The following is a 12218-nucleotide window of genomic DNA, read 5'->3' on the forward strand; positions in this document are numbered from 1 at the left end:
TCACTGTGAGAATACTGTTTTGCCATATTTTGCCTCAGGTTCGTTGTATTGAATGAAGGCAGCATGTGGCAGCAGAGTTTTGTTAACAATATGAGTTCGCCGGACGCTTACCTGGCTCCGGTCATTATCATACATCGGCCTGTACGAGACTGCCGATAAGGTTCAGTAACTGCCACAGACCGGTCACTTTACCTTCCTCGTCAGCACATCAATGTATTATGCAAACGGGTCACAAACAGACTATTCGCCGCCGCCAGGTTGGCATTGTCGGCCCCGGTAATCCGCTTACATCTGGACTTCGCTGGTTTCTACTGGATGAAAAAAAGACCCAAACAGGATTTAAGTCTTTCTTTCAAGAAATTATGGAATCTAGTGGAATTCCATAAATCGTAAATTGGAGCAGGAAACGTGACTCGACCAATTACTCTTAACACACTGAAGTTTGAACAATTTACCCTTTTTGTTCCGAGTTACTGGGCTTGTTTTGGACTCATTTACTTTGGTTTTCAAGTTTATACCCAAAATAATTCGAGTTGCTTGTAGGCGGCAACTGAGCGAAACCCCAGGAGCTTACTCAGGTAAGTGACTGGGGTGAATGAGGGCGGGCGGTGTTGAGGTTAATGTCGGGGTAGGTGCCAAAGTTTGCCGCCTGCGGGTTCGATGCGTAATGACAGCCCTCTGACATCTTTGAGGGGGTAGGGGGTGTTCTGGGGTTTGGCGCGGCGTACTTTGTAGTCGGTCAGGTGAGCCATAAGGGTTTCCTCTTAAGTTTCGAATGGGGGTTTCGGAAAGCATCAAGAGGTCTAAGCCCTCACAGCACGCGGCTGTGCGCTCAGACGGGGAATACAGTCAGGGACGGATGTACTTGCTGGATCAGGCCGATGTACTTAAAGCTGTACTTGTTGCACTAGGCTTTGATGGGATATCGCTGGATATCTTTGGACTGGAAAATCGCATAACGCTCTGATTTTCCATGGGTATTTAGAACACAAAGGATGTCTAAATACTAGGAAATGGAGCGGGAAACGAGACTCGAACTCGCGACCCCGACCTTGGCAAGGTCGTGCTCTACCAACTGAGCTATTCCCGCACTCATCAGATCTTGATGATTTATTTCAATCTTTCGGCAACGTGTCATTGCTGGCCGATGCGCTGCATTCTACTTGCCTGACGTAATGAGTCAATAACATTGTTCATGCACTGCGTTCATTTGTCGTTTTTTACAGCGCATTGATTACGGTTCCTGCAAATCCCTGCGTGCAGCATGCAAGTATTGGAACATCGACCAGAAAGTCAGTACCGCAGCAATATACAGCAGACCAAATGCCACATATTCAACCGTGCGATCGGGCCGCCACAGCAGTCCTACCAGCGACATCATCTGCGCCGTCGTTTTTACTTTACCAATCCACGAAACTGCCACACTGCTACGCTTGCCAATTTCTGCCATCCATTCGCGCAATGACGAGATAATAATCTCACGGGCAATCATGGTAGCTGCAGGTAACGTGATCCACCAGGTGTGGTAATACTCCGCTACCAGCACCAGCGCTATCGCAACCATCACTTTATCCGCAACGGGATCGAGGAAAGCGCCAAAGCGTGTTGTCTGCTTCCAGCGGCGTGCTAAAAAGCCGTCAAACCAATCGGTTACGGCAGCGAACACAAAGATCACGGCGCAAACTACTGGAGCCCAAGTGAATGGCAGATAAAACGCCAACACAAAAAATGGGATCAGAATCACGCGGAACAGGGTAAGCCAAGTCGGTATATTCAATTGCATAATGCTACGGTAACTGTCTGGCTGGAGTGGAAATTAAGAGTATGTTGCTACATTGCCCTCAGTGTTTCAATGCATTGTAGATCTTTTCTGCCAATGCTTGTGAAATACCCGGCACTTTTGCAATTTCCTCAACGCTGGCGTTCAATAATGGTTGAAGTCCACCCATATACTTCAACAGCACCTGACGCCGTTTTGGCCCAACGCCTTCGATCAACTCCAAGGCACTGGTGTTTTTAACTTTTGCCCGCTTCTGACGATGGCCGGTGATCGCATGGTTGTGTGAATCATCACGAATATGCTGGATCACATGCAATGCGGGTGAATCTGGCGGTAGTGAAATCCCCTCACCTTCCGGCACAAAGAACAGGGTTTCCAACCCGGCTTTACGACCGCTGCCTTTGGCAATACCAATCAGCAACGGCCGGTTTTTGTCCCAGGTGACATTCAGCGAATTGAATACCTCGATCGCCATCCCCAGTTGCCCCTTACCACCATCAATAAAGATCACATCAGGGATCTTTTTCTCTTCCAACGCTTTACCATAACGGCGTTTCAATACTTGCGTCATCGCCGCATAGTCATCGCCCGGCGTAATGCCTGTAATATTATAACGACGATATTCTGAACGCAGCGGCCCATTACCGTCGAACACGACACAGGATGCTACCGTCTGCTCCCCCATGGTGTGGCTGATATCAAAACACTCCATACGGTTAATCTCAGAAAGATTGAGCAATTTTGCCAGCTCCGCCAAGCGCTGATGAATCGTCGACTGTTGGGAAAGTTTGGTGGTCAGCGCCACCGAGGCGTTAGTGCGTGCCAGCTTGAGGTAACGAGCACGATCGCCGCGCGGTTTGCTCTGAATCTGGATCTTGCGCCCCGCCAGTTCACTCAGTGAGTCCGCCAGCAGGTCTTTTTCCGGCAGGCTGAAGTCCAGCAGGATTTCAGCCGGTAAGGTGCGCGCCTGGCTCCCCTGCAAATAAAACTGCCCCACGAAAGTTTGCACCACCTCGCTCATATCTGTGCCACCCGGCACTTTCGGGAAATAGCTACGGCTGCCAAGCACTTTGCCTTGGCGTATGAACAACACATGTAAACAGGCCATTCCCGCATCGAATGCTACGCCAATCACATCCAGATCGTCACTATTGCCCGAAACAAACTGTTTCTCGGTAACCCGCCGTACCGCCTGGATCTGATCGCGAATGCGTGCCGCTTCTTCAAAATTGAGCTCCCGGCTGGCATTTTCCATCCGCTCAATCAACTGATGCAAAACCTGCTGATCTTTGCCGGACAGGAACAAACGCACGTAATCCACCTGCTGTTGATACTCTTCTTCGCTCACCAAGCCAGAGACACATGGCCCCAGGCAGCGGCCAATCTGGTACTGCAGGCATGGGCGGGAACGATTGCGATAGACGCTATTTTCACACTGGCGGATCGGGAACAACTTTTGCAACAGTGCCAATGTTTCACGTACGGCATAAGAATTAGGGAACGGGCCAAAGTATTCGCCTTTGGCATGTTTAGCCCCGCGGTGTACGGCTAGCCGCGGATGAACATCTGCACTGAGGAAAATCAGCGGGTAAGATTTATCATCACGCAACAAAACGTTATATCGCGGTTGATATAATTTAATGTAATTATGTTCTAGAAGTAACGCTTCAGTTTCCGTATGCGTAACGGTGACATCTATCTGTACGATATTTTTGACTAACGTCTCCGTTTTACGGCTGCTGACTTGAGCACGAAAATAACTGGCGAGACGCTTTTTCAGATCTTTGGCTTTACCAACATAGATCACCGTACCCGTAGCGTCATACATACGATAGACGCCTGGCTGGCTGGTTACGGTTTTGAGAAATGCCTGGGCATCGAAACGGTCAGTCACTGCTTAACAACGTCTCCGCATTGAACAACCCGTGCCGTATCGCCAGGTGAGTCAACTCAACATCGCCGCTAATGTTCAGCTTGCTAAACATACGGTAACGATAGCTGTTTACCGTTTTCGGGCTGAGATTCAATTGCTCAGAGATCTCATTCACTTTTTTCCCTTTGGTGATCATCAACATAATCTGCAGTTCACGCTCAGAAAGCGTACTGAACGGGTTTTCCGCCTGCGGTTCCAATTGGCTCAATGCCATTTGTTGCGCAATATCGGAAGCAATATAACGCTGGCCAGCATGTACCGAACGAATCGCATTAACCACCTCCTGCGGCGCAGCACCTTTGCTCAAATAACCAGCAGCACCAGCCTGCATCACCTTAGCAGGTAACGGATTCTCAGTATGAATTGTCAGCATGATGACCTTGATATCGGGCGCATAACGAACAATCTTGCGGGTGGCTTCCAGCCCCCCTATACCCGGCATATTCATATCCATCAAAACGATATCAGCGGAGTTGCTTCGGCACCATTTAACGGCATCTTCACCGCATTGAGCCTCACCAACAACTTTTATGCCTTTGATATCTTCTAGAATGCGTCGTATCCCTGCGCGCACCAGTTCGTGGTCATCAACAAGAAGAACGCTAATCAAGGAAAATTCTCCAAAATAGGGGAGTAACGCAATCAATCAGCCTCTGACATCTAAACAGATATTACTTGGTTTTCAGCAAAGAATGAATACAGATTAATACTTACTCACGATTAACTCTGCGGAACAGGCCAAACTTTTCAAACTTTAGTCCGCTGCGACACCATTAATCTGCCCAGACACGGATGAAAATCAGTCGTATCAATTAGCAGCAACTCTGAACACTATCTTCCTATGATACGCCATTTTACACTCTTTGGTGGCAAATTTATTGTAAGTTATCGCTATCCACAATTATATTGACACCATCAATCATCACACATAACCATATGAATTACAAAAAGATAACAAAGAATTGCCATTTTCAATCACGCAGAAATCGCTGTGGCAAAACCATTATTCAGAATACAAAGCCGCCACGAACGCCGAAAGCGGGCTATTTTCAATTAAAATACCTAGCCTCACCCTTCACCGCACGCAGGCCAAATACTTGTTAAGGCTTCTGAAATACACCAGCGATATACTTCAGAACGCCGTAGCGGTAAAGGCATATCTATTCGCTGACCCAGTGTAAGCAGAAGCAGTAATTACAACACGAGTCTTACACTGCTGCCATTCCTTCTCAGCGGCAGTTCCGCGCACTTCCGCTCCTTCGCTAGACGTCAGCCTCCCTTGCCATGCTATACTTCGCGCCCACGTAAGTGCACGGCGGTCAGCCAGAGTGAATCGGCAACCGGCTAATGTGCATCAACCTGCATTTAGCTTCAGGCTTCAGCCTTAAACTAAGGAGAAAAAATGAGCAACGTTGACTTCACTACATCTGCAGATCCGCAAGCGCTGGCAACAGAAATCGCCTGCCTTAAAGCCACTCTGACACTGATCCTGAAAGCGATTGGCCAGGCAGATGCGGGGAAAGTTATCATCAATCTGGAGCGTTTTGCTGCTCAGGTTGATGATCCTGCCCAAGCTGAAATTTTTAAAAACAGCATTCAGCAGATCAAGCACGCTTACCGCCAGTAACCCCTGCTGGTGTTATCAGGCTGCCTTTATGCGAGCCTGATACTGCGCGGTTCGCCATCCCCCTGTCGTTGCTTTGTAGTCAAATTGCCACTGGCGCACGCTCAGCAGAGACTTTGAGGGTGACCCGCATGTGGATCCCTATACGCAGCCATCGCTCCACAGTTTCTCCCTTTTCTAACAAGAAAAACAAGCTGTTATATTAACTATCCTATGACAATAGCAGACTTATGGCAAAAACAGGATCCCTACTCTATAAAAAAACAAATAAATTAGAGAAACTCAGGAAAACCCAGGCTCAAATCCATTCATCACAATAGGACTACTCTTAATTAATCAATAAACATTTAATGGGATTATTATTACTCCTTTATTTCTATCATTTAATTATTAATATCAAGTTGAAACATTCCCCAAACCTTCAGCAATCACATAGATCTGCAGGTTGCCAAAAGCCAATACTGAGCTTTGGCATTTCCGCCATCAATACCTCGAAATGACTCATAGAGTCTGGCCTCTGCCAGGCAATGACTGCAGGGTATCACCCTATTGTCCTGTCTAAATAATTTACGAAAATAATGAATAAATAATTTCAATACATTTTTTTAATGAAAAAGAGAGCAATAAACCGCAGCGAACGAGGGCAGTGTGTGCAAAAACAACGGCGGTTACAATGCCGATATTTATTGACAAGGACAAATCGCGATGAGCATCACAGGGGCAACATACGTGGCTTATTCATCACCGCCACGTGGCATGCCGGTTCTTGAGCGCTCTTTGTCTCCCGCAGGCTTTTTATGATGGGCTTTTAACAACGCACGCTGAATTAACCTCAGCAGCAGAGGCATTAATAATAGACACAGACCTAATGTAATCAGAGCCTTTATCATGGTTCATCTGCCTGTACTTTTTACCACAGGCTTTAAGTATAGCAGTTTTATTGCTCTATCTTTGAGGGAGCCAGCAACGCCAAGGTTTCAACCCTTGCAGGGGTGAGCGGCACTCGAGGGGCGGACAACGGCCAGTCAAACAAATGACGCGCCGCAGCACCGCAAATCTTCCCTTGGCAAGCCCCCATACCACAGCGGCTCCCAAGTTTAGCGCTAGCCCAATCCGTATACTCACTCACTTGGCCCAGTTGCACATCCTCACAGCGGCACAGCAGCGTATCGGGTGGCACCAGCGCTTTCAGTGCCGGACGCAGGGCAAAAGCCTGTGCTACCGCCATGGCAAAACGTTGCCACCGAGCACGCAGCGCCATCTGTTGCAGCGCCTTTTCATTATTCTCTGTCGCGGCATAACCTGCGATAGCGCCTTCCACCAAGGCCAATTCGCTGCCGCCAACCCCGGTGCATTCACCGGCAGCAAATACCTGCTTTACGCTGGTTTGCTGCCAGCGATCGACCGCCACCGCCTCATCAACGATGCCGCACCCTAATAACAAGGCCAGCTCGATATTGGCCACCAGGCCAAAACCGCAGGCTAGCCGATCGCAGCCCAAGGTATATACCCGCTTTCCCTGCTGGACCTGTACGGACTCAATGCGTTCCACGCCCTCTGCCGCTATAACTTGGCTACTGGTCCGATAATGAGGGTTAGCCAGCGTGAAAGCCTGACGCAGCTTCGTTGGCCAGCGCCACAGCCCACAGCTGAACACCAACATACGCCGAAGGCTGGCCTGTTCAGCCAGTAACACGACTTCACCACCGGCCTTAACCACACTGTTGGCTACCGCCAGCAACAACGGCCCGCTGCCAGCAATCGCCACGCGTAACCCTTTTACGGATAAACCATTTTTAATTTGTGCTTGTAGCCCCCCAGCACCACTGACGCCAGGCAGCGTCCAGCCGGGGAAAGGCAACAGCAGTTCACGTGCACCGCAGCATAAAATCAGCCGTTGATAGGTAATCACCCCATGCTCTTGCGCACTTTCATACAGAATCTGCCGCCCGCCATACTGGGCAACCACCCGCGTAGCGTTAAGCAGCTTCACATGGTTCAAACCCTGCAATGCCTGCCGATATTCTGTGGCAGCGGCAGGTAGCTGCACTGCTGGGCCATCGCGCCAGATTTGCCCACCAGGGCGTGGATTATCGTCAAGTACCACGATCCTTTTCCCACTCTCGGCTGCGGCACGGGCGGCGGCCAGCCCGGCAGGCCCCGCACCGATAATCAGCACCTCACACTCAAAATCACGCATTTTTACTCCTTTCGATACACATACCTGATTGACACAAGGTCTGGCACGCCAAGCGACGCTGGCCGTTGATCGTAACCCGACACTCCTGGCAGATGCCCATACCGCAGAAGGCCGCACGTGGCTGCTGCGTGACTGAATATCGGCAAACATCCAGGCCGCTCTGGCTGAGTGCAGCCGCCACGCTGCAGCCATCGGGAACAAGAATGCCGTGCCCATCAACAGTTAAGCGAATCTGACTCATACCGGTGACTCCTCAGCAATGAACACACGTGCGGCCCTGTATGGGCTATCGTCGATTTCCGTGCGGTGATTGTGGATCTGTGCACCGATCAGCGCCGCGCTGCCCAGCGCCGTGGTGACACCCAGCCCTTCATGACCCAGCGCCAACCATAGCCAGGCATGGTGCGGATGTGGCCCCAACAAAGGCAAGCCATCAGCAGTGGCGGCACGAAAACCACTCCAGCAGCGGATAATATTCATCTGGTCCAGCGCGGGTAAAAAATGCTTGGCCCGTGCCAGCATTGCGGCCAATAGCGGCATATCGATAACGGGTTCGAGAGAGTCAAACTGACGTGAAGAGCCTATCAGCAACTGGCCGGTTGGCCGCGGTTGCACATTAAATGCGACCGAAGTGCCGCTGCCAGCATGGGCGCTGGCACCATAACCGAGCTCCACCAGTTGATGTTTGACCTGCGGTGGATAGCGATCGGTAATCGCCAGATGCCCCTTCTTGGCACGCAACAGCGGCTGCGCTAACAGTTGGTTAGCCTGTAAACCACAGGCCAGTATCACTACCGGCGCGGCCAGTTTCTTACCGCCCGTCAACACTACCGTTTCCTGATCTAATGCCTCCACCTGGCCGTAAAGAGTCGTTATCTGCTTTGCGGCATCGGCAACCAGCCAGCGGGCAACGTTTGGGGCGTAGACGATCCCATCACTCGCCACCCGCAATCCCCCGGCCAGACCACTGCGCAGCATCGGTTCCCTGACGGCTACCTGTGCCGCACTCAGGATTTCACTGGCAACGCCACGTTCCGCCAAACGCCGTTGCTTCAGTTCGGCAATCGCCATCTCATCCTGATGCTCCGCCAACCACAGCGTGCCACAACCGCGCCAGGCACAATCCTGCGGCAGGCGATCCACCACATTCCGCCACAAACGCAGCGAATAGGCGCTGAGCGCCAGCTCTGCCGGATTATCATCCATACATACCAGGTGCCCCATACCTGCGGCAGTAGCACCAGGCCGCCGATTATCCACTACCAGAACCCGACACCCCTGCTGTGCCAACTGCCAGGCGCAGGCTGCCCCGATAATCCCAGCACCGACGACGATAACATCCGCTACCGCCATTAACGGATCCCCCAGACAAAGGGATCGCGTTCATCCAGCAGCAGTTGGCTGTCGGCACAGACAAACGCCTGCCCACGAATGAAGGGGATAATTTCGTTACCTTTGGGTTGATAGAAGGCGCTGAATTCACTGCCAATCACGCTGGCCTGTCGCCAGAGGGTATCCGGCAACAGCTTACCGTCTGCAGCCAGGCAGGCCAGCTTGGCACTGGTGCCGGTGCCACAGGGGGAGCGATCGTAGGCTTTACCAGGGCACAGCACAAAATTGCGGCTATCGGCATGATCATCAGGCCCAAAAAGCTCAATGTGATCAATAATCCCCCCCTGTTCGCCATGAATACCGGCCAGTTCGAGTGCCTGACGCACGGCCCAACAGAACGCCGTCAGCTTGTCGATATTATGGTGGGCAATCTCCAGTGAATGATCGGCGATCAGGAAAAACCAGTTGCCCCCCCAGGCGATATCGCCCACGACGCAGCCATACCCCGCCACCTCAACGGCCACCCGTTGACGGAAACGATAAGCGGGCACGTTCTCCACCGTAACGCTGCCATCGTTATGCAGTGTGGCATTGATCGTACCCACCGGTGTTTCAATCAGGTGTTTACCGGCACCTATCTGCCCCAGATAGGCCAGCGAGGCGATCAGGCCGATAGTGCCATGGCCACACATGCCCAGATAGCCGGCGTTATTGAAGAAGATCACACCCGCGGTGGCCTGGGGTGAACAAGGCTGGCACAGCAATGCCCCCACCAGCACGTCATTACCCCGTGGTTCCAGAATGATCGCACTGCGCCAGTCATCGTAATGTTGCGCAAAGCGTGCCTTGCGTTCGGCCATCGTGCCCGTGCCCAGATCGGGAAAGCCGTCAATGATCAAGCGGGTCGGTTCACCACCGGTATGGGAATCAATCGCCCGCAGCGCGGTCAGGTGCGAAGGTAGGTTCATCAGGCTCTCCAAGTTAAGGAAATGTTATCAACACGCCTCAGCCTGCCCGAACGTCTTGCTGACAGCTTGATGTGTTTCAGCGCAAGCGATGCCGAAATCAGCATAATCATTCACCTGTGTCCTTCGCGAGAATGCATTGAAAAAACTCACGCAGTATAAAAAACAATAATATTTATCAATAGATTAAAAGCCCACCTTCCAATATGGAAACCTCTTCGCACCACCGCACGAACCCGTAACATTGCCGCAAGCAAAAGTATGCGGCGTTTCGCATATTTCATTTCTCACTGCTCATTGCGCTTGCCAAGTTACACAAAAGTTAATATTGATCCGAATGCGTTAAAAAAGAACAATTTGTCAGTTCACTGGAATAGGTATGACTATGCAATTAGCTCCTGAATACCCCGTGAACCCGCTTTCCTCGCGGCATGCGGAGGAAAACGAGGATGAAGTTTTCGCCGTTGAACAACTCTCGCGGCTGTGTACTGGCCTGGCGCAGCAACGTCCGAATAACCTCAACAGCTTGCTCAACGCCCTGGCGTTGATCGCCCCGCTGCTGAATGCCATTCCCAACGTGGTGTTTTTCATCAAAGATGCGCAAGCGCGTTATCTGCTGGCCAACCTGACGCTGGCCAAACGCTGCGGCTTCAAAACCGTCACACCGCTGCTGGGTAAAACCTCGGCCGACGTTTTCCCTGCTCAACTGGGTTCTGGTTACACCGAACAGGATCTGCGGGTGTTGCATAACGGCGTGCAGATTCAGGATCAGTTGGAAATGCACCTCTACAGCGGGCGTGAAACGGGGTGGTGTCTGACACAAAAGCTGGCGTTGCATGATACACAAGGCAAAATTATCGGTATGGCGGGTATCTCGCACGATCTGCAGGAAGCCAAAGCCAACCATCCGGCTTACCAACGGCTGGCAGCGATCGATGTTTATATTCGCGAACACTTTGCCCGGCCAATCGCCTCAGAGGAACTGACGGCGCTCACGGGCCTTTCCGTGGCGCAGATCGAGCGCTACTGCAAACGGATTTTCCATCTCACCCCGCGCCAGATGATCCATAAGGTCCGGCTTGAAAAAGCCACCGAACTGTTGGCCAGCGACCTGCCCATTACCGACATCGCCTTGCAGTGCGGCTATACCGATCACAGCGCTTTCAGCCGCCAGTTTAAAGCGATGACCGGCTCAACGCCGCGCGATTTCCGCACCACGCTGAGCAACTAACTTATTGAAATAAAACTACCGATGGCGTTAACGCGCCAGGCTTATTGCTACGCGTCATTCTCTGCCATTGTGCCAATTTCGTCATAGCAATCGGCGAAAGACGTCAAGCCGCCTCGGTCAATAGCGGTCAATCTGTTATCGAATTTCACCAATAATTCACCATTAATTAACAAACCCAGATAACAGGATAAAAGCGATGAACTCTAAAACGATTAGCTGGAGCGGCGTGTTCCCCGCGGTGACAACCCAGTTCCGCAGCGATTTCTCTCTGGATCTCGATGCTACCCATGCGGTCATCAAAAACCTGGTTAAAGACGGTGTTTCCGGCCTGGTCGTTTGCGGCACCGTAGGAGAAAACACCTCTCTCACCGTGCAAGAGAAACTGGCAGTCATTGAAGTGGCAAAAGATGCCGCTCAGGGCAAAGTGCCGGTGATCGCCGGTATCGCCGAATTCACCACCGCTTTTGCGCAAAACATGGCACGTGAAGCTCAAAAGGTGGGCGTCGACGGCATTATGGTGATGCCAGCCTTGGTCTATTCCGCCAAACCGCATGAAACCGCTGCCCACTTCCGCAGCGTGGCAGGTGCTACCGATCTGCCGATCATGGTTTACAACAATCCGCCAATTTACAAAAACGATGTCACGCCCGACATCCTCACCACCCTGGTGGACTGCGACAACATCGTCTGCTTCAAAGACTCTTCCGGCGACACCCGGCGCTTTATCGATCTACGCAATGCCGTGGGCGATCGCTTCGTGCTGTTTGCCGGCCTGGATGATGTGGTGCTGGAGAGTGTCGCGGTCGGGGCTGAGGGTTGGATCTCCGGCATGTCTAACGCATTCCCGCGTGAAGGAGAAACCCTGTTCAGGCTGGCAAAACAGAAACGCTTTGAAGAAGCACTGGCGCTGTATCGCTGGTTTATGCCACTGCTGCATCTGGATGCCCGCCCGGATCTGGTGCAATGCATCAAACTTTGCGAAGAACTGGCTGGCCGAGGCAGCGCCGTCACCCGCCCACCGCGCCTGGCCCTGCAAGGGGAAACGTTACGAGAAGTCACCACCATTGTGGAAACCGCGTTGGCAAACCGCCCTACGCTGCCTGAAGTCGGGTTGTAAGCCTCGTTCACGCCCGGCGCGAAACCGGGCGTATTT

At 51.8% G+C, this 12218-nt stretch carries 12 protein-coding genes and 1 tRNA gene; 3 read left to right on the forward strand and 10 right to left on the reverse strand.

Annotation, left to right across the window (positions count from 1 at the left end):
- Window positions 1-617: 617 nt before the first annotated feature.
- The 5 genes from WG891_RS16205 to uvrY form a co-directional block, all read right to left on the reverse strand.
- Window positions 618-752, reverse strand: coding sequence for a hypothetical protein (locus WG891_RS16205; protein ID WP_443006166.1), 135 nt, complete (start codon window positions 750-752; stop codon window positions 618-620).
- Between the two features lie 262 nt (window positions 753-1014).
- Window positions 1015-1090, reverse strand: a tRNA-Gly gene (locus WG891_RS16210).
- A gap of 144 nt (window positions 1091-1234) precedes the next feature.
- A complete protein-coding gene (pgsA, locus tag WG891_RS16215) occupies window positions 1235-1783 on the reverse strand; it encodes a CDP-diacylglycerol--glycerol-3-phosphate 3-phosphatidyltransferase (protein WP_337263809.1) in 549 nt (182 codons plus the stop codon).
- A 58-nt stretch (window positions 1784-1841) separates the two neighbouring features.
- Window positions 1842-3674 carry an excinuclease ABC subunit UvrC gene (gene uvrC, locus WG891_RS16220; protein WP_337263808.1) on the reverse strand — a complete coding sequence of 611 codons (1833 nt, stop codon included), beginning with the start codon at window positions 3672-3674 and terminating at the stop codon, window positions 1842-1844.
- Window positions 3667-4323 carry a UvrY/SirA/GacA family response regulator transcription factor gene (gene uvrY / locus WG891_RS16225; RefSeq protein WP_337263816.1) on the reverse strand — a complete coding sequence of 219 codons (657 nt, stop codon included), beginning with the start codon at window positions 4321-4323 and terminating at the stop codon, window positions 3667-3669. The genes uvrC and uvrY overlap by 8 nt, the downstream gene beginning before the upstream one ends.
- A gap of 792 nt (window positions 4324-5115) precedes the next feature.
- On the opposite strand from uvrY, the gene WG891_RS16230 reads away from it, so the two are divergent.
- The gene (locus WG891_RS16230; RefSeq protein ID WP_337263807.1) at window positions 5116-5340 is read left to right on the forward strand and encodes a DUF2594 family protein; all 225 of its coding nucleotides are present in this window, start codon (window positions 5116-5118) and stop codon (window positions 5338-5340) included.
- 731 nt (window positions 5341-6071) lie between these two features.
- Here the strand turns inward: WG891_RS16230 and WG891_RS16235 are convergent.
- The 5 genes from WG891_RS16235 to WG891_RS16255 are packed head-to-tail and all read right to left on the reverse strand — an operon-like array spanning window position 6072 to window position 9837.
- On the reverse strand, window positions 6072-6227 hold the full coding sequence (locus WG891_RS16235; protein WP_337265217.1) for a hypothetical protein: 156 nt from the start codon (window positions 6225-6227) through the stop codon (window positions 6072-6074).
- Between the two features lie 47 nt (window positions 6228-6274).
- A complete protein-coding gene (locus tag WG891_RS16240; RefSeq protein WP_337263806.1) occupies window positions 6275-7537 on the reverse strand; it encodes an FAD/NAD(P)-binding oxidoreductase in 1263 nt (420 codons plus the stop codon).
- Complete coding sequence (locus WG891_RS16245; protein WP_337263805.1) at window positions 7530-7778, reverse strand: (2Fe-2S)-binding protein; 249 nt, start codon at window positions 7776-7778, stop codon at window positions 7530-7532. Before WG891_RS16245 ends, WG891_RS16240 begins: the two co-directional genes overlap by 8 nt.
- Complete coding sequence (locus WG891_RS16250) at window positions 7775-8890, reverse strand: NAD(P)/FAD-dependent oxidoreductase (RefSeq protein WP_337263804.1); 1116 nt, start codon at window positions 8888-8890, stop codon at window positions 7775-7777. Before WG891_RS16250 ends, WG891_RS16245 begins: the two co-directional genes overlap by 4 nt.
- Window positions 8890-9837: a 4-hydroxyproline epimerase gene (locus WG891_RS16255; protein WP_337263803.1), complete on the reverse strand. Its 948-nt coding sequence runs from the start codon at window positions 9835-9837 to the stop codon at window positions 8890-8892. The genes WG891_RS16250 and WG891_RS16255 overlap by 1 nt, the downstream gene beginning before the upstream one ends.
- Window positions 9838-10219: 382 nt before the next feature.
- Here WG891_RS16255 and WG891_RS16260 point away from each other — a divergent pair, with 382 nt between their 5' ends.
- Both WG891_RS16260 and WG891_RS16265 read left to right on the forward strand, forming a co-directional pair.
- Entirely contained in the window at window positions 10220-11065 is an 846-nt protein-coding gene (locus tag WG891_RS16260; RefSeq protein ID WP_337263815.1) for an AraC family transcriptional regulator, read from the forward strand.
- A 196-nt stretch (window positions 11066-11261) separates the two neighbouring features.
- On the forward strand, window positions 11262-12182 hold the full coding sequence (locus WG891_RS16265; RefSeq protein ID WP_076942094.1) for a dihydrodipicolinate synthase family protein: 921 nt from the start codon (window positions 11262-11264) through the stop codon (window positions 12180-12182).
- The last annotated feature ends 36 nt before the right edge of the window (window positions 12183-12218 follow it).

Origin of the sequence: Serratia sp. MMO-28, from assembly GCF_037199905.1 — a bacterium.
Taxonomy (GTDB): Bacteria; Pseudomonadota; Gammaproteobacteria; order Enterobacterales; family Enterobacteriaceae; genus Chania; species Chania oryzae.